Annotated in this window: 16 protein-coding genes; 8 read left to right on the top strand and 8 right to left on the bottom strand. The window is 64.1% G+C overall.

Features of this window, described 5'->3' with window-relative positions; genetic code table 11:
- Window positions 1-142 precede the first annotated feature (142 nt).
- The 4 genes from ACR65N_RS09300 (at window position 143) to ACR65N_RS09285 (ending at window position 5,388) form a co-directional block, all read left to right on the top strand.
- Window positions 143-1,066, top strand: coding sequence for a LysR substrate-binding domain-containing protein (locus ACR65N_RS09300; protein ID WP_440456740.1), 924 nt, complete (start codon window positions 143-145; stop codon window positions 1,064-1,066).
- A gap of 207 nt (window positions 1,067-1,273) precedes the next feature.
- A complete protein-coding gene (locus ACR65N_RS09295; RefSeq protein WP_440456739.1) occupies window positions 1,274-3,478 on the top strand; it encodes a putative bifunctional diguanylate cyclase/phosphodiesterase in 2,205 nt (734 codons plus the stop codon).
- 118 nt (window positions 3,479-3,596) lie between these two features.
- On the top strand, window positions 3,597-4,463 hold the full coding sequence (locus ACR65N_RS09290; protein ID WP_440456738.1) for an amino acid ABC transporter substrate-binding protein: 867 nt from the start codon (window positions 3,597-3,599) through the stop codon (window positions 4,461-4,463).
- A complete protein-coding gene (locus ACR65N_RS09285; protein ID WP_440456737.1) occupies window positions 4,453-5,388 on the top strand; it encodes an amino acid ABC transporter substrate-binding protein in 936 nt (311 codons plus the stop codon). Before ACR65N_RS09290 ends, ACR65N_RS09285 begins: the two co-directional genes overlap by 11 nt.
- Before the next feature lie 51 nt (window positions 5,389-5,439).
- Here the strand turns inward: ACR65N_RS09285 and ACR65N_RS09280 are convergent, their stop codons facing one another.
- The 3 genes from ACR65N_RS09280 to ACR65N_RS09270 all read right to left on the bottom strand — a co-directional run bounded on the left by ACR65N_RS09280 (window position 5,440) and on the right by ACR65N_RS09270 (window position 8,405).
- A complete protein-coding gene (locus ACR65N_RS09280; protein ID WP_430307268.1) occupies window positions 5,440-5,970 on the bottom strand; it encodes a DUF992 domain-containing protein in 531 nt (176 codons plus the stop codon).
- A 154-nt stretch (window positions 5,971-6,124) separates the two neighbouring features.
- Window positions 6,125-6,760 carry a nucleoside/nucleotide kinase family protein gene (locus tag ACR65N_RS09275; protein ID WP_440456736.1) on the bottom strand — a complete coding sequence of 212 codons (636 nt, stop codon included), beginning with the start codon at window positions 6,758-6,760 and terminating at the stop codon, window positions 6,125-6,127.
- A gap of 82 nt (window positions 6,761-6,842) precedes the next feature.
- Complete coding sequence (locus ACR65N_RS09270) at window positions 6,843-8,405, bottom strand: gamma-glutamyltransferase family protein (RefSeq protein ID WP_440456804.1); 1,563 nt, start codon at window positions 8,403-8,405, stop codon at window positions 6,843-6,845.
- A gap of 233 nt (window positions 8,406-8,638) precedes the next feature.
- Here ACR65N_RS09270 and ACR65N_RS09265 point away from each other — a divergent pair, with 233 nt between their 5' ends.
- On the top strand, window positions 8,639-9,877 hold the full coding sequence (locus ACR65N_RS09265; RefSeq protein WP_440456735.1) for an amidohydrolase family protein: 1,239 nt from the start codon (window positions 8,639-8,641) through the stop codon (window positions 9,875-9,877).
- Window positions 9,878-9,890: 13 nt separating this feature from the next.
- On the opposite strand, the gene ACR65N_RS09260 is transcribed toward ACR65N_RS09265, so the two are convergent.
- Window positions 9,891-10,502, bottom strand: coding sequence for a TetR/AcrR family transcriptional regulator (locus ACR65N_RS09260; RefSeq protein WP_430307265.1), 612 nt, complete (start codon window positions 10,500-10,502; stop codon window positions 9,891-9,893).
- Between the two features lie 218 nt (window positions 10,503-10,720).
- On the opposite strand from ACR65N_RS09260, the gene ACR65N_RS09255 reads away from it, so the two are divergent.
- From ACR65N_RS09255 to ACR65N_RS09245, 3 genes are read left to right on the top strand one after another with little or no spacing between them, the layout of a single operon-like run.
- A complete protein-coding gene (locus ACR65N_RS09255) occupies window positions 10,721-11,197 on the top strand; it encodes a (2Fe-2S)-binding protein (protein ID WP_440456734.1) in 477 nt (158 codons plus the stop codon).
- Entirely contained in the window at window positions 11,194-12,177 is a 984-nt protein-coding gene (locus ACR65N_RS09250; protein WP_440456733.1) for an FAD binding domain-containing protein, read from the top strand. Before ACR65N_RS09255 ends, ACR65N_RS09250 begins: the two co-directional genes overlap by 4 nt.
- Window positions 12,174-14,465 (top strand): xanthine dehydrogenase family protein molybdopterin-binding subunit, encoded by a 2,292-nt coding sequence (locus ACR65N_RS09245; RefSeq protein ID WP_440456732.1) that lies wholly within the window; start codon window positions 12,174-12,176, stop codon window positions 14,463-14,465. Before ACR65N_RS09250 ends, ACR65N_RS09245 begins: the two co-directional genes overlap by 4 nt.
- Window positions 14,466-14,531: 66 nt before the next feature.
- On the opposite strand, the gene ACR65N_RS09240 is transcribed toward ACR65N_RS09245, so the two are convergent.
- Genes ACR65N_RS09240 through ACR65N_RS09225 form a run of 4 tightly spaced genes read right to left on the bottom strand, consistent with a single transcriptional unit; the run spans window position 14,532 to window position 18,174 of the window.
- Window positions 14,532-15,395 (bottom strand): dipeptide ABC transporter ATP-binding protein, encoded by an 864-nt coding sequence (locus ACR65N_RS09240; protein WP_440456731.1) that lies wholly within the window; start codon window positions 15,393-15,395, stop codon window positions 14,532-14,534.
- Window positions 15,392-16,243 carry an ABC transporter ATP-binding protein gene (locus ACR65N_RS09235; protein ID WP_440456730.1) on the bottom strand — a complete coding sequence of 284 codons (852 nt, stop codon included), beginning with the start codon at window positions 16,241-16,243 and terminating at the stop codon, window positions 15,392-15,394. Before ACR65N_RS09235 ends, ACR65N_RS09240 begins: the two co-directional genes overlap by 4 nt.
- 2 nt (window positions 16,244-16,245) lie before the next feature.
- A complete protein-coding gene (locus ACR65N_RS09230; RefSeq protein ID WP_440456729.1) occupies window positions 16,246-17,154 on the bottom strand; it encodes an ABC transporter permease subunit in 909 nt (302 codons plus the stop codon).
- A 15-nt stretch (window positions 17,155-17,169) separates the two neighbouring features.
- On the bottom strand, window positions 17,170-18,174 hold the full coding sequence (locus ACR65N_RS09225; RefSeq protein WP_440456728.1) for an ABC transporter permease subunit: 1,005 nt from the start codon (window positions 18,172-18,174) through the stop codon (window positions 17,170-17,172).
- Window positions 18,175-18,245: the final 71 nt, after the last annotated feature.

Genomic DNA, 18,245 nt, shown 5'->3' with positions numbered 1-18,245 from the left:
CACGCGCGTGACGGTCGTGTGAAACATTTCATCGCACCGGAGGCCCCCGCCCCGCAGTCGATCATCTTCATCAACCCAGCTATAGCAAAGCCCCATGATTAGTGTAAGCAGGATAAACTGATCGCTTTGATAGGCTAAGGTTATGAGAAACCTGACACTCCGACAGCTCCGTTATTTCGAGGCGCTCGCCCGGCACCGGCACTTCGGCCGGGCAGCAGAGGCCTGCGCGATATCGCAGCCCGCGCTTTCCGTGCAGGTGAAGGAGCTTGAGGAAAGTCTCGGTGTGGACCTCCTGGAGCGCGGCGCCCGGCAGATCCGCCTCAGCCGCTTCGGCGAGGAGTTCGTCGGCCGGGTACGGGATATCCTGCGCTCGGTGGACGAACTGGAAGATCTGGCACGCGCCTCGCGGCACCGTCTGCTGGGGCGCCTGCGCATCGGCGTCATTCCGACGATAGCTCCCTACCTGCTGCCAAGGATGATCGCCGACCTGATGGCCGAGCATCCGGGGCTCGACATCCACGTCCGCGAGACCGTGACGACCAGACTGATCGAGGAGCTCTCCGAGGGCAGGCTCGATACGGCAATCGTCGCGCTGCCGGTCTCCGAGCCGTCGCTGATGGAAGTCCCGCTCTTCGAGGAACCCTTTCTGCTGGTCCGGCCGGTTGCCGATGCCGACAAGCCGGTGCCGAGCCGGGCAAAGCTGCGCGAAATGCGGCTGCTGCTGCTCGAGGAGGGTCACTGTTTTCGCGAGCAGGCTCTGTCCTTCTGCACTGCCGAGGCGGGCGTGTCCAAGCCGAGAGAACTGCTCGACGGCAGTTCGCTGTCGACCCTCGTTCAGATGGTCGGGGCGGGCATCGGCATCACGCTCATTCCGGAAATCGCCGTCTCCGTCGAAACACGGTCTGCCGCGGTGGCGACCGCTCGGTTCGACGATCCCCAGCCGTCACGACGGATCGGCATGATCTGGCGGTGCACCAGCCCCATCGCCCGCCAGCTTGGCGAGATCGCAGATCTCGTGCGGACATCCGCCGCAACCCTGCAGGCGTCGACGACACCTTTTCCATAGCGGGTGCTGCCAAGCCCTCACGCAGTTCCACCAGAATTGCTTTCGGGGACCGCGTTTCGGTTGTAAACCTGCCACACATCAATAAGCATTGTTAACTGTGGAACGGGTTTTTCCCGCGTTGGCACACTGTGTCAATTTTTTGTCAACGCGTTCTCCCTGACAATTCGCCCGCGAGCTTTCGAGTGTCGCAGGGGAAGGGTTTGGGCAATGCAGTCCAGGTTAAATGCCGACCGAACCAGACGCAGCGGCGCCTCGCTTCCGTGGCGCGGGTCGCTGTTCGGCAAGGTGACAGCCTTCCTGCTGGCAGCCGTTGCGCTCGCCTACGTGTCCGGCGCGGCAACGGGCTGGCTGATGATGGAGCGCAGCCAGCGCGAGGAGTGGCGCCGTCAGGCTGAGATGAATGCCCAGGTGGCAAGCTCGGCACTCCGGAGCATCTACACCTTCGTCACCGTCGACCTGGCCGGCAGCGGGCAGATCATGCGGATCATCTCGGATCGTATGATCGGCGACGACCAATCGGTACTGGATACCGGCTTCATCCCCGCCGATGTCCTGGCGCTTGCCAGCATACAGACGAAGAACGATGTCTGGCTGTTCCGTTATGAGGCAACCGACCAGACCTTCTACAGCATTGCCGAAAGCAGTGGCGCCGAACAGGATCTTCCGCTTCTCGATCCGGGGGCCGTGCGAAGCAACTCCCTCGGACGGATCTTCACCGGCTTCGCGACCATCGGCGACGAGGAGAGCTTCATCGCCTTCCTGCCGATCGAGACCACCGATGGCAAGCTTCTAGGCGCGGTCGCGGCAAGCATCGGCACCGCCGACCAGTTGCTGGCGACGCGCAGCGCCTTCTATCGCAACTCGCTGATGCTGCTGGCGATCATCATGCTGGCCACCGGCGCGACGATCGTACTCGTCATGCGCCACATCTTCCGGCCGGTGCCGGCACTCATCGACGCGCTGAAGCGGATCGCCCGGGATGATACCGGCACGGTCACGCCGTTCAGGCGGCGCAAGGACGAGATCGGCCAGTTGGCCAGCGCCATCGAGACGCTGCGCGAGGCCGTCGTCGAGCGCGAACACCTGCGAAAGGTGCGTGAGACGGCCGCGCAGATGGAACATCTCGCCCATCACGACCCGCTGACCGGACTGCCGAATCGCAGTTACCTGCAAAAGGCCCTGTTGTCCGCACTGGCGGAAATCGCCGCCGACGGCACGGCGCTCAACGTCATCCTGTTCGATCTCGACCGGTTCAAGCCGGTCAACGACACCTATGGCCATGCCGTCGGCGACGAAGTTCTGATCATGACCAGCGAACGCGTCCGTTCGCTGATCGGCGACGACGACGTGCTGGCACGTCTTGGCGGCGACGAGTTCGCCCTCATCCAGAGGCTGCCGGCCAACACCCGAGCCGGACAACGGCTGGCGCGACGCATCCTGGAGGCGGTATCGCAGCCTTATCGGATCGGAGACCTGACGCTGGAAATCGGCACCAGCATCGGCATCGCCTCGGCGCCGGTGCATGGCAACAATCCGGCCATTCTCTTCAACAATGCCGACCTTGCGCTCTATGCCTCCAAGGCCGCCGGTCGCGGCACCTACAACGTCTTCCAGAAGGGCATGACGATGCCCAGTTCGGCGCGCGCGACGCTGGAGGCAGAACTGGTTCAGGCTCTGGCGCAGGAACAATTCGAAATTCACTACCAGCCGATCATGGATCTGAGAAGCGGCGCCACCAGCGGCTACGAGGCGCTGGTTCGCTGGCGACACCCTGAGAAGGGGCTCGTTCCGCCAGGCCTGTTCATCTCCGTTGCCGAGGAGTGCGGCCTGATCGCCGAACTCGATCGATGGGTGATGAAGCGCGCCTGTATGACGGCGGCCAGTTGGGACAACGGCCAAACGGTCGCCGTCAACGTCTCGGCCATGGAGATGCGGCAGGAAGACCTGCCCCAGCGCATCCGCGCGGCGCTGGAGGCCAGCGGCCTGTCCGCCCATCGCCTGGAGATCGAGCTGACCGAATCCTTGCTGCTCGACCATGCCCAGGCCTTGCCGACGATGAACGCGATCCGTGCGATGGGCGTCGGTATCGCCGTTGACGATTTCGGCACCGGCTATGCGACGCTCGCCTACCTGGCCGACCTCCCCTTCACGCGCATCAAGCTCGACCGGCGGTTCGTTTCCGCCATCGAGACCAGCAGCGACTGCCGCAGCATCGTCACGAGCACGATCAGCCTTGCCCACCAGCTCGGGATGAAGACGACAGCCGAGGGCGTCGAGACAAGGGGCCAGGTCGAACTCCTCAAGGTCTTCGGCTGCCACTCGGCGCAGGGATACTATTTCGGACGACCGGAAATCATGCCGATTAGCACCACTCCAGTACTTCCCCAGGCGGCGGCTGCCGCTATCCGATAGCGAAGGATCGAATGCCATGCTCTGCCAGACACTTCGACTGCTTTATCGCTTATCCCCAACCCTCCGGCACCGCGACCTCAGCAGGGCGTGGGGGTTCGGTCTCTCCCTCATCCTCCCGATGATGTTCAGCGCCGGCATCGCCAGCCCCTCCGCTGCCGACCAGCATCCGGACACCCTGAAAAAGATCCGCGAAAAGGGCGTCATCGTCATCGGCCACAGGCTGACCGAGGTCCCCTTTTCCTACGTCCTCGACGGCAAGCCGGCCGGCTACTCCATCGAACTGTGCCATCGCATCGTCGATGGACTGAAGGCGAGCCTCAAAGTGCCTGACATCGCCATCGAATATGTACCGGTGACCGCGGCCACCCGCTTCGTGCTGATCAAGGCCGGCAAGATCGACATGGAATGCGCCGCGACGACCAACAACGCCGAGCGCCGCAAACTTGCCGAGTTCACCTACCCGCACTTCATCACGGCGACGCGTTTCGTCGCCAAGGCGAACGCGCATCTCGACAAGGTCGCCGATCTTGCCGGCCGCAGCGTCGCGGCAACCACCGGCACCATCAACCTCGAGCAGTTGAACGCCGTCAACCGGAGCCGCGGCCTGAACGTCTCGGTGCTTCTCAACAAGGGGCACAAGGAAGCCTTCGACATGGTCGAGAACGGCCGCGCCTCGGCATTCGTGATGGACGACATCCTGCTCGCGGGCCTGGTCGCGGCCGCCAGCGACCCGAGCGCCTTCACCATTTCCAGCGAGACGCTCAGTCCGCCCGAACCCTATGGGATCATGCTGCCGTCCGGCGACCTGGCCTTCAAGACCGAGGTCAACGCCATCCTGAAGCGCATCTACACAAACGGCGAAATCACCGCCATCTACGATCGCTGGTTCCAGTCGCCGGTGCCGCCGGATGGTTTCAACATGAAGCTGCCGATGTCCGACGAGCTGAAGTCCTTCATCCGGGAGCCGCGCGAATATGATCATTGAGCGTCTCTTAGCAAAACCATCCAGCAGCGGCGGCATCCGCCCGGCGATGCGCCTGATGCTTCTACTGCTCCTCGGAGCGATTGCCGGTGCGGACAGTGCCGGCGCACAGGCACCGACTTCGACGATCGATCGGATCCGGGAAACCGGCGTTATGCGCGTCGGCTACGGCACCACTGCGCCGTTCTCCTTCAAAGAGACCGACGGCAGCATCGCCGGCTATTCGATCGATCTCTGCAACGAGCTCGCCGGCGAAATCGCCGGCCCGATGGGCGTTGGCACGGTGCGGGTCGAATACGTGCCGCGAACGCCGGCCAACCGCATTCAGCTTCTCAACGATGGTGACATCGATATCGAATGCAACGCCAGCACCAGCTCGCCGGATCGCCGCAAGGTGGCCTCGTTCGCGCCGCCGCACTTTATCGCCCAGACCCACTTCGTGACGCTGAAGAAATCCGGCATCCACACAATCGACGATCTGCGCGGCAAGACGGTGAGCGTCGTGCTGGGCACCGTCAATGTCGGGCAGATCCTTCAGTTTTCACGCGACAAGAAGCTGGGGCTTGCAGCCGTACCCGTGGCGGATGTCCAGGCTGCCTTCGATCTTGTGGAGGACGGCAGCGTGTCGGCCTTCGCCATGGATGACGTGCTTCTGAGGAGCATGGTGATCCGTACCGGCAACCCGGATGACTACGTCATCTCGGACGAACCCCTGGGGGATCCGGCGCCTTACGGGTTCATGACGCGCATCGACGACCCAGCCTTCGCCGCGCTGGTCGCCGACAGCCTCGTTCGTATCTACCAGGGGCCGAAGATGATGGAGATCTATGACAAGTGGTTCATGCGGCCCATTCGTGGCGGGCGTTACAGCCTCGACCTTCCGATGTCGGACGACCTGAAGGCGGCAATGGGAATTTCCGCACGCTAGAGGTAGCGGCGACGGCTGCACCCTTCGCGTGGAAGGATGCAGCCGTGGTGATCAGCCTTCCGGCGTCAGGGTAACCGAGGTGCCGGTTGCTGCGACGTTGAGGCCCAGCTGGCCGGTGACGCTGACAGTCTGCAGGTGGATCGAGCCCGAGGTTCCGCCGACCAGGATGTTGGTGCCGACACCGGCGCCGACGGTCGCTTCAACGGAGGCACCCTGGTAGAGGCCACCGAGCGAGCCCTGGTGGTAGCCTGCAGTCGGTGCAAACACAGCCCAGATCAGGCGGCTGCGGGTGGTAAAGCCGAGATCGACGCCCATCTTGCGCACGACGCCCGAGTAACGATCGAGCGGCTCACCGCCCATCGTCGAGGTGAAGACGCATTCGGCTTCCTTGGCCGAGCCAAGCACGTAGCCGACGCCACCGCCGACCGAGCAATCCAGATAGCCGATCCGGACGCCGCCGCGCTGATCCGATTCCGCATATCTGGGCGCGCGGTCGCGCGAAACGAGATCTGCGGAAATAGCAGCGCCAGCGCTGGTCATGACAGGCAGTGCACAAACTGCTGCTGCGAGAATCCTGTTCATCGAAAAACTCCTTTGATGCTGTCGCTGCCTGAAGGCGGCGGTTGTCCAAGCCCGCAGCGACGTGTTCATTAACGCGCATGGCAAAAAAATGATCCATGACTTTCGACTTCTGCGAAGAAGCCGGCCGTGTCTATGTCGCGCAGAGGCCGGAAGATCAGTTCCGGATCCGCAGATCGGGCTCGGCGCTGCCCTCCATGATCGCCATTCCATTCGGCAGGTCGTTGCCGTCCAGCTTGTGGCGGATGTCCTCTTCGGAAAGCCCGAAGCCTTCCCAGCGGGCGCGCAGACGGCGGCGCAGATCCTCCACGTCCACCTCGACCAGTACCGTCATGTCGAAGATCGGCTTCAACCGGTCCCACGGCGCCTGACGCATCAGCAGGTAATTGCCCTCGCAGACGATGATGCCCGTCTCCCGGCGGATCAGCCGCCCACCGGCCCGGGCAATCTCGATCGCCCGATCGAACACCGGCACCGCCACGACATCGTCGCGATTGTCCTTCAGCCGTTCGAGCATGTGGCGCAGGCCGTGAGCGTCGAAGGTATCGATCGCGCCCTTGTGCGAGAGCCGACCCATCTCGGTCAGAACCGCGTCGTCGAAATGGAACCCGTCCATCGGAAACACGGCGGCAAGCCCGGGCCGCTCGCGGTTGATTTCCTCGACAACCGCGTCGGCGAGCGTCGACTTACCGGATCCGGGCGGGCCGGCGATCCCCATCATCAGTCGATCGCCGTGATAGCGGTTCAAGAGAGTGGTCGCGAGCTTCCGCGCATTTGGATCAAGTTCTGCCACGATGCCATCCAATCCGATTGTCCGCGCCCGGATCATCTGGGATTCGGAACGTTCCCCTGCAAAGCAGAGCCGCCGTCACAGATCAAGCGTCAAGCCGATCCGCAGGCGCCCAAGCAGGCAATGCCACGCCCTCACCGCGCGGATCATGGGCGCCGCTCAGGCTCCCGTCGTCCTCTATGCGGATGACGCCGGCCTGGCCGAACAGCGGCGACAGAGCCGGCAGTTCGGCAACCGCGTGCCCGCGTCTTTCCAGCGCCTGCTGGGTCCCGCGGCCCATCGAGGCTTCGAGCTTCAGGCTGTCGCGCGCGTCGGAAAACGTCTTGCCGAGCAGGAAACGCGGCTCGGCCAGCGCCTGCTCCGGCGTCATATGCCCGTCGATCAACGCTGTCAGGACCACTGCAAGCGTCTGCGGCTGGCCGTCGGCGCCCTGCGTTCCGTAGAGGAGATGCGGCCGATCCCGCTTCAGCGCCATGCCGGGGTTGAGCGTGTAGAACGGACGCTTGCCCGGAGCCGCCACATTGGGGTGTCCAGCACGAGTGGAGAAGGCGGCGCCGCGGTTCTGCCAGAGGATCCCCGTATCGCCGATCACCGTACCGCTTCCCCAGTCGAAGTAGGTGCTTTGCAGCACGCTGGCTGAGCGACCGTCGCGGTCGGTCACGGCGAAGAACACCGTATCGCCGTGCCGATGGGCGTGCGGCCATGGCATTGCGGCGTGCATGTCGATCCGGCCGGCGCGCTCCGCCAGGTGGTCGGGTTCGAGCCGTTCGGAATAGTCGATGTCGCTACCGTCCGGATCGGCGATGGTATCCCGATCGAGAAACGCCTGCTTCACCGCCTCGACGAGCAAATGAATGCGGTCGGCGCTGCCGCCGGGCATGGTCGAAAGGTCGAAATTCTGAAGGATGCCGAGGATCGACAGGGTCGACAGCCCCTGCGTCGGAGGCGGCGGCGCCAGCAGCGTCAGGCCGCGATAGGCGATCGACAGCGGCATTTCCTCGCGTGTGACGGTCGCGGCAAGATCGGCAAGTCCGAGTGGCGAGCCTGCATCGGCAAGACCCTCCGCAATGCGGCGAGCGAGGGGACCGTCGTAGAATGAGCGCAGCCCGTCCGCCTGCATCTGGCGCAGGACAGAGCCAAGCTCCGGCTGGCGAAACGGGCCCGACTGCCGGCGATGATCGAAGACATCGGTGAAGCCGCGCCACGCCTCGATCTCCGCCGCACGAAACTCCAGCCAGAAGGTCTGCGATCGCGTCGGCGGATAGCCGTTCTCGGCAAGATCGATCGCCGTGCGCAGAAGGTCACGGATATCCAATGACTGCGACCAGTGTCTCGCCGCGTAGCGCAGCGCATGGTCCCAGCTGTCGACGGCGCATGCGGTGGTGAGGGTCGAGCCGGCGCCCCGCAGCGGGATCGGCGATGAGAGATGGGGCAGCCGGGCTGCGGCTTGACCGATACCAAGCAGCGAGGCACGTCGTCCCTCGCGGTCCGCTACCAGCCAAACGGCATCTCCGCCAAGCCCGCAAAAATGCGGCATGACGACGGTCAGGGTCGCGGCGGTCGCCACTGCCGCTTCGATCGCATTGCCACCCTTCTCCAGGACGTCGACGCCGGCCTGCGTCGCCAGCGGATGTGGACTGGTGACCATTCCGGCTGCTGCGTCGAGCGGACGAGGAGAGATGTGCATGCAAAAAGGCTCTCTTTGATTAGGCGATGGTCGCCGGCCGTCCGGCGGTCCATTCAGTTGTGCGCGACATCCAGCGGGCTGCCAAGTGCGGATCGCAGCCCGCGCCCCAGGCGACGCAAAACTTGTGCTTCCGCAATCGGCGGCGAGCGGGTTACAGAAGAAGCGACCCCTCGTTCTGTCCAGCGGATCCCTGCATGTCGACCACCCCGCTCTTCGATGTCGTTCTCAGCCATGCCCGCCTGTGGCCCGGAAATGACCTGATCGATATCGGCATACACGATGGACGCATCGCCGGTCTGGCGCCTGCCGGCTCGCTCACCGCCCGCGACAGCCACGATCTCGGCGGACGGGTCGTCGCGCCGGGTCTCGTCGACACCCACGTGCATCTGGACAAGGCCTGCCTCATATGCCGCTGTCTCGATGCTGGTGGCGGCCTGAAGGGGGCAATCGCCGCCGTATCGCAGCTGAAGCGCGAATTCGCCGTCGAGGACGTATATCAGCGCGGCGCCCGCGTGCTGGAAATGGCAATCGCCAAGGGGACGATGCACATGCGCACGCATGTGGAGGTGGATCCGCGGGCCGGCCTGCGCAGCTTCGAGGCAATCCGGCAATTGAAGCGCGATTATGCCTTCGCCCTCGACCTGTCGATCTGCGTCTTTCCGCAGGAAGGCCTCACCAACGATCCGGGCACAGAAACGCTTCTGGAACAGGCGCTGGCGGACGGCGCGGATCTGCTGGGCGGGTGCCCTTATACGGATAGCGATCCGTCGGCGCAGATGGAGCGGCTGTTTGCAATGGCCAGGGCCCACGATGTCGATCTCGACTTCCATCTCGACTTCGATCTCAATCCGCAAGGCTCACATCTGGAAGAGATCTGCCGCCGCACGATCCGACAAGGCTATGGCGGCCGGGTCGCCGTCGGTCATGCGACCAAGCTTGCGGCGATGGACCCAGCTGCCTTTGAAAGAAGTGCTGCACTGCTACGCGATGCGGGCGTGGCGGTGACCGCCCTGCCCTCCACCGACCTCTACCTCAACGGCCGAGATCAGGGGTTCCGTGCGGTCCGCGGCGTGGCACCGGTGCACCTGCTGGCCGAGCGCGACATCACCGCCTCGATCGCAACGAACAACGTCCTCAATCCGTTCACGCCCTTCGGTGATGCTTCGCTGCTGAGGATGGCCAATCTCTATGCCAACGTCATGCATCTCGGCCCAACGGATTTCCGGATATGCATGGATCTGGTGACGACGCTTCCGGCACGGCTGATGAGACTTTCGAATTACGGCCTGGACATCGGCGCCTGGGCCGATCTCGTGGTGCTCAATGCCACGGATCCGATCGAGGCGTTCGGCGGGCTCGCCGAGCCGCTTGCCGGCTTCAAGCGCGGGATCAAGACCTTCGAACGTACCGCAGCCCGCCTCATCCGGCCGTGAACGCTCGCGGCGACTATGCCCGCGTCCGCAGGCCATCCATCAGCAGCCCGATGAGGCGGTGAGCGCGCGGCTTCCAATCGGGAAGATCCGACATCGAATATATACCGGACAGGGCGTGCAAGAGGTCGGTGGTGTCCATGTCGCTGCGAATGAGGCCTTCGGCGGAGGCCTTGGCGCGCAGCCCCTCCATCGCTTCGCGGATGCGCGACGTCCCTTCCGTAAACAGGTCGGAATTGGCGCTCATCAGCGCCTTCAGGCTTTCGGCCATGCCGCGCTTGGCGGCGATGTAGAGGACGAAGCGGGCCATCCACTCCTCGAGCGCCACGTCGGCAGGGCGCGTGGCGGCAAGATGTTCGGCCGCTGCCGCCAAGCTCTCCAACTCGCGCCGATAGACGGCCTCGACCAGATGCTCGCGCGTCGGAAAGTGCCGGTAGAGCGTACCGATACCAACGCCCGACTGACGCGCGATATCCTCCAGCGAGGCGTTCGTGCCTTGCGCGGGAAACACCTTTGCCGCAGTTGCCATCAGCTTCTCACGGTTGCGCAGTGCATCGGCGCGCGGCGCCTTGACTTGACCGCCATGCGTGACAGGCTTGCGCTCCGAGCCGGGTTGGTCTGACGACAATAAATGTTCCGGTCACGGTTGAGGGACTTGACGCACGCGTCGCAGTCCCTAGGTTAATCGGAGGCGCCTCCGTTTGTTGAGGCGCTCTGTCCGCTTTTAATGCATGCGGCAGCGGCATTCCATGAAAACCTTCCAAGGCCACGGCTCTGGCGAAGGATACCCCGAATTCAGAATGACGAACCACTCAACGGCTAACCGCGATCAAGGCAGGAACCGTCATGACACGAACCATTCCTCTAACCCTCAACATCAACGGCAGCCCGCATGAACTGCAGGTCGAGCCGCGCGTGACGCTGCTGGATGCGTTGCGCGAACATCTGAACCTCACAGGCACCAAGAAAGGCTGCGACCAGGGTCAGTGCGGCGCCTGCACCTGTCACGTGGATGGCGAGCGCGTCCTCTCCTGCCTGACGCTGGCAGCCCAGGTCGAGGGGCGCCAGATCACCACGATCGAGGGACTGTCCACCGGCGACGGCGCACTGCACCCGGTCCAGGAAGCCTTCCTGCAGCATGACGCCTTCCAGTGCGGCTACTGCACGTCGGGCCAGATCATGTCCGCCGTCGCCTGCATCCGAGAGGGTCATGCCGGCTCCGACGACGACATCCGCGAATACATGTCCGGCAATCTCTGTCGGTGCGGAGCCTATAACAGCATCGTGTCCGCGGTGCGCGAAGCGGCGGAGGCAGACCGATGAGAGATTTTTCATACCAGCGCGCCTCTTCGATAGAGGAAGCCCGTCAGGCAAGCCTCCAGGCAGGCGCCATGCTGCTCGCGGGCGGCACGACGCTGCTCGACCTTGCAAAATGCGGCGTCACCGAACCGGATGCCGTCATCGACATCAGCCATCTCGACGGTCTCAACCTGATCACGTTTGACGGAAATGGCGCGACCATTGGCGCGCTGGCCAAGATGAGCGCCGTCGCGGATCACGCCGATATCCGGTCGCGGTTCCCCGCCGTCTCGCAGTCGCTGTCGCTTGCCGCATCCGCCCAGCTTCGCAATATGGCGACGATCGGCGGCAACATCCTGCAGAGGACACGCTGTACATACTTCCGCGACCCTGTCGCCTTTCCCGCCTGCAATAAGCGCAGTCCCGGCTCCGGCTGTTCGGCGCTTGGCGGCATCACCCGCAACCACGCCGTTCTCGGCACGAGCGACGCCTGCATCGCCAGCTATCCGGGTGATCTGGCGGTGGCTCTCGTGGCTCTCGATGCCACCATCCACATCGGCGACCGTCGCGTAGCGGCCGAAGACTTCTTCCTGCTGCCCGGCGACACGCCGGATCGTGAGACGGTGCTCGGGCGCGGCGAGATCATCACCGCCGTCGGCATCCCGTCTTCCGCCGCTGCGCACAATTCGGTCTACTTGAAGGTGCGTGACCGTCAGTCCTACGAGTTCGCCGCCGCCAGTGCGGCTGTCGGCCTGGAGCTGGAAGCAGACGGCGTGACGATCCGCGACCTGTGTGTCGCGCTGGGCGGCATTGCGACCGTTCCCTGGCGGGCACGCGCCGTCGAAAGTGCCTTGATCGGCCAGCGTCTGGACGCTGAAGCGGTCAATGCCGCCAGTCGTCTCGCCATGGAGGGCGCCGTCAGCCACGGCGACCACCGCTACAAGATCGATCTGGCACCGCGTGTCGTTGCACGCGCCATCCTCAGCCTGGGAGGCATCGCATGACCATCATGGAACCCCGCAAGCACGGCGATGCATCGGATGGCATGGTCGGCGGGCGCATGTCGCGCTTCGAAGGCAGCCTGAAGATCAGCGGAGCCGCCACCTATGCTCTCGAATATCCATTCGACAATCTTGCCCATGCGGTGCTGCTGCAGAGCACGATTGCCGCGGGCCGGGTCGTGTCGGTCGAGACGACAGCAGCGCGCGCCGCGCCCGGCGTGCTGATGGTGCTGACGCCCGAAGACGATCTCGGCCTGAAGATGGCCGGCGACTGGTTCGGCACGCCGCCGGAAGACAAGCCCTACCAGCCGCTGCCGCGCGAGGTGCAGTTCAACGGCCAGTCCATCGTTGCCGTCGTCGCCGAAACGCGCGAGCAGGCTGTCGAGGCCGCAAAGCTGATCACCATCACCTATGAAGAGACCGCGTCGGTCAAAAGCATCGACGACCCGAATGCCGGCGAAGGCAAGCTGATGGACAATCTCACCGTCGGCTGGGGCGATGCGGAGGCGGCGCTTGCCGCAGCACCCGTCAGCATCGAGGCGGAATATGCGACGCCGCGCGAATATCACGTGGCGATGGAGCCGCACGGCCTGACGGCCGAGTGGAATGGCGACGAGTTGACCATCTGGGAACCGAGCCAGTGGTCGCACGGCATGGCGCGCATGTATGCCGAATGGTGCGGGCTGCCGAACGAAAACGTCCGGATCATTTCGCCCTTCATCGGCGGCGGCTTCGGATCCAAGGGGCAGCCGCTGGCCTATGGCGCGGTGGCCGTCGCGGCAGCAAAGCGGCTCGGGCGTCCGGTCCGGCTTGCCGTTACCCGGCCGCAGAACTTCACCAGCTATGGCGGACGTGCGGCCACCCGGCAGAAGATCGCGCTTGGTGCCACGCGCGACGGCATCCTGCAGGCAATCGTCCACCGCGGCGCCAGCGAAACCTCGATCTATGCGGACTATCCCGAGCAGACCGGCGCTGCGACGCCGATCCTCTACAAGGTCGAGAATTTTTCGTCGCAACACCGCATCGTGCCGGTCAACAGCGTCACGCCCGGCGCGCTTCGCGGCCCGGGCAAGAACCCCAGCGCCTACGGTATCGAATGCGCCATGGAAGAGCTGGCCTACAAGCTCGACATGGACCCGTTGGAACTGCGCCTGAAGAACTATGCCGACCATGATTACCAGTCCGGAAAACCCTGGTCGACGCGCCGTCTGCGGGAAGCCCTGACCGAAGGCGCTGAAGCCTTCGGCTGGTCGCGGCGCAGCCACGCACCGCGCTCCATGCGCAAGGGCAAGCAGCTGATCGGCTGGGGCATCGGTTGCGGCACCTTCCCGGTCATCCGCGCGCCGAGCGATGCCATCATCCGCATCCTTGGCAATGGTCGGGTGGAGGTCGTCAGCGGCTCCATCGACATGGGCCAGGGCACCTACACCATCCTTGCCCAGACGGCTTCCGAAGTGCTCGGCGTGCCGACTGACCAGATCGATGTCAAGCTCGGCGACTCCCGCCTGCCGGGTTCGGCAATTGCCGGCGGCTCGATGCTGGCCGGCTCGATCACCGGCGCCGTCCACAAGGCGGCGACGGCGGCACGTGACGAACTGATCGGGCTTGCACTCAGCGACGCCAACTCGCCGTTCCGCGATACCGGCTCGAACACGCTCAGCCTCACCGGCGGCCGCATCGAGGGGGCGCGCGGCGAAGGACCGTCGCTCAGCCTTGGTGATCTCATGGCGGCACTCGGCCGTGACGAAATCGAAGTCCGCCGGAACACGCTGCCCGACGGCGCCCAGAGTGCCCAGGAACAGCAGCAGGCCTGGACAACGATGGCCAAGGTGCAAGGGCCGACGATGGGCGACTATTCGATGCACAGCTGGTGCGCGCATTTCGCCGAAGTCGTGGTCGACGAGGACTTCGGCACGGTTCGCGTGTCGCGCATGGTGTCGGCGTTCGATTGCGGGCGGCTCTATAATCCGAAGCTGGTCGAGAGCCAGTGGAAGGGCGGCATCATCATGGGCATCGGCCAGGCGCTCCTGGAAGAAGGCCTTGTCGACCCCCGCAACGGCCGGACCGTCAACAACAATGTCGGCGATTACCTGGTGCCAACCAATGCCGACATCCCCGACCTGCAGGTGATCTCGGTCGGCGTGCCGGATTACGAGGCGTCCGTTCTCGGCGGAAAGGGCGTCGGCGAAGTGGGCATTGTCGGAGTGGCCCCGGCGATCGCCAACGCCGTCTTCCACGCCACCGGCAAGCGCATCCGCGATCTGCCGATCACGCTTGAAAAGCTGCTGTAAGACAACAAAAAGGGGCGGTGCCTGACCGGCACCGCCCCTTTTTTAATCCAGTTGAGACCGGAGCGCTCAGGCGCCGGCGCCGGCCTGCTTGCGGGCAAGCCGCGCGCGGATCGACTCGACGTCGGCGCGCGGCGTCGCGGCGAACAGTGTGCGCGTATATTCATGCTTGGGGTCGGCGAAGACCTCTTCCCGCGTCCCGTACTCGACGGCTTCGCCGTAGTACATCACCATCACCTCGTCGGCGATATAGCGCACGACCGACAGGTCGTGGCTGATGAACACGTAGGTGAGATTGAATTCCTCCTGCAGGTCGGCCAGCAGGTTCAGCACCTGGGCCTGGATCGACAGGTCGAGCGCCGAAACCGGCTCGTCGAGCACCAGCAGCTTCGGGTTCATCATCAGCGCACGGGCGATTGCGATGCGCTGGCGCTGGCCACCGGAGAACATGTGCGGGTAGCGGTTGTAATGTTCCGGCGCCAGGCCGACCTTCTTCAGCATGTCGCGCGCACGGTCGCGGCGTTCAGCGCTCGAAAGGTCGGTGTTGATTGCCAGCGGTTCGCCCAGAACGTCGCCGACCTTCTGGCGCGGGTTGAGCGAGCCATAGGGGTTCTGGAAGACGATCTGCACCTTGCGGCGCATTTCCGCCGTCAGATGACCGGGGCGCGTATCGACGGTCTTGCCCTCGATCAACAGTTCACCCGCCGTCGGCGGATCGATGAAGGTCAGGATGCGGGCAAGCGTCGACTTGCCGCAGCCGCTTTCACCGACGATGGCGAGCGTCTTGCCGGCGTCGAGCTTGAAGGATACGCCCTTGACCGCATGCACGACCTTCTCCGGTTTGAAGAGGCCCTGCGGCACATGGTAATCCTGCTTGATGTTGCGGATTTCCAGCATCGGCGTGGCAGTGGTCTGGCTCGTGGTGGCGTTCATCGTGCATCTCCGGCCAGTTCTTCGGCGGCCATGAAATCGGAGACCGTGCTCAGGCGGTCACCCTTGGCATTTTCCGGGAGGGCCGAAAGCAGCGCCCGCGTGTAGGGGTTCTTCGGCGCTTCGAAGAGGGTCAGCACGTCGGCCTCCTCCATCTTGCGACCCTTGTACTGGACGATGACCCGGTCGGCGGTTTCGGCGACGACGCCCATGTCGTGGGTGATCATGATCAGGCCCATGCCATGCTCGGCCTGCAGCGCCATCAGCAGGTCGAGGATCTGCTTCTGGATCGTCACGTCGAGCGCGGTGGTTGGTTCGTCGGCAATCAAGAGCTTCGGATTGCAGGCGATCGCCATGGCGATCATCACGCGCTGACACTGGCCGCCCGACATCTGGTGCGGGAAATGGTTGAGCCGCTCGGCCGGGTTCGGCAGGCCGACGAGGTTGAACAGTTCGACCGCCCGTGCGCGTCGCTCCCTCTTGCCGAGCCCCATGTGGATGCGCAGGACTTCCTCGATCTGGAAGCCCACCGTGAAGCAGGGATTGAGGCTGGCGATCGGCTCTTGGAAGATCATCGCCATATCCTTGCCGATCAGCTTGCGCCGTTCGGAATCCGCCAGGTTGCGGATGTCGCGTTCCTGGAAGAGGATCTTGTCGGCGGTGATCTTGGCTGTCCACGGCAAGAGGCCCATGACGGCGAGCATCGACACCGACTTGCCGGAGCCGCTTTCGCCGACGATCGCCAGCACATCGCCTTCGTTGACCGTCAGCGATACGCCATCGACTGCCTTGAACCATCCGGTGGCCGTCTCGAATTCGACGGTGAGGTTTTCAATCTCGAGAAGTGCCATGATCAGGACCTCTTCATCTTCGGGTCGAGCGCGTCACGCAGCCCGTCGCCCATCAGGTTGATCGCCAGCACGGTGATGAGGATGGCAAGCCCCGGGAAGGTCACGACCCACCAGGCGCGCAGGATGAACTCGCGTGCTTCGGCAAGCATCGTGCCCCATTCCGGTGCGGGAGGCTGCGCACCCATGCCGAGGAAGCCGAGTGCTGCCGCATCGAGGATGGCGTTGGAGAAGGACAGCGTCGCCTGGACGATCAGCGGCGCGGTGCAGTTCGGCAGGATGGTGCGGAACATCAGTCGGATCGGACCGGCGCCGGCAAGCCGTGCGGCGGTGACGTAGTCGCGGGATTTCTCGGCCATCACGGCTGCGCGCGTCAGGCGGACGAAATGCGGCTGCAGCGTCAGGGCAATGGCGATCATGCCGTTGGTCAGGCTCGGCCCGAGGATGGCGACCAGCACCAGTGCCAGCAGCAGCGACGGGAAGGCCAGCACGATATCCATCAGGCGCATGATGACGGTGTCGACCCAGCCGCGGAAATAGCCGGCAATGAGGCCGACGAGGATGCCGCCGGTGAGTGACAGCGTCGTCACGAAGAGACCGATGAACAGCGAATATTGGGCGCCGTAGATGAGCCGCGAAAGGATATCGCGTCCGACCGGATCGGTTCCGAGGAGATAGGAGATGCGACCGCCTGCTAGCCATGACGGCGGCAGAAGCACGGCATCGCGATACTGCTGGAACGGCGAGTGCGGAGCGATCAGCGGCGCAAAGACAGCGACGATGACCAGCGCGACGAAGACAAAGAGGCCGATGACGGCGCCGCGGTTTTCAGAAAAGTAGTACCAGAATTCGGCGAGCATCTGGCGGCGCATCGCACCGCTGCTGACCGGCTGGTTCTGAGTTGTGTCTGCCATGGGATTTTCTCCTTCTTAGTGGCGGATACGCGGGTTGATGAGACCGTAGAGCAGGTCGACGATCAGGTTCACGATCATGATGATGCCGGCGATCATCAGCAGGCCGCCCTGGATGACCGGGTAGTCGCGGCGGAAAACGCTGTCGACCATCCACTTGCCGATACCCGGCCAGGAGAAGATGGTTTCCGTCAGGATGGCACCGGCGAGCATGACGCCGATCTGCAGCCCGATGGTGGTGATGACAGGGATCAGCGCGTTGCGCAGCGCGTGCAGGCTGACGACGCGCAGCGGCGACAGGCCCTTGGCGCGGGCGGTGCGAATGTAATCCTCCGACAGGACTTCGAGCATGGCCGAACGCGTCTGGCGGGCGATGACAGCAAGCGGAATGGTCGCCAGCACGATCGACGGCAGGATCAGGTGGCTGACGGCCGAGGTAAACGCGCCTTTCTGTCCCGACAACAGCGAGTCGATCAGCATGAAACCGGTGACCGGCGGGAAGAAGAACATCAGCGACATGCGGCCCGAGACCGGCGTCCACTGCAGGATGCCGGAAAACAGGATGATCAGCAGCAGGCCCCACCAGAAGATCGGCATCGAATAGCCGACGAGCGCGATGCCCATCATCGACTGGTCGATGGCCGAGCCGCGCTTGATGGCGGCAATCACGCCGGCCGGGATGCCGATGACGACGGCAATGAGGATGGCGCAGAAGGAGAGCTCGACCGTCGCCGGGAACAGCGCCAGGAACTGCTTGAGGATCGGCGTCTTTGAAACGATCGACGTTCCGAAATCGCCGGTCAGCACGCCGCCGAGATAATCGAAATACTGGAGGAACATCGGCCGGTCGAGGCCGAGCTGGGCGCTGATCTGCGCGTGGCGCTCGGGCGACATGACGCGTTCGCCGGAGAGCAGTGCCACCGGATCACCGGGCAGCAGCCGGATGAAGGCGAAGGCGATGATCGAAACCCCGATGAAAGTCGGGATCAGTACGGCGAGACGCCGCAAGAGAAAGCCAAACATGGATGGACCCATTTATTGTTATTTGTCGGTCTATGGCCAGCGACGGTCTCGTCCGTCAACCAGGCCATTCC

The sequence above is a fragment of the Rhizobium sp. SAFR-030 genome (genome assembly GCF_059415005.1).
Note: the sequence above shows the minus strand (reverse complement) of the source record. Positions and strands in the feature narration are given on the sequence as shown.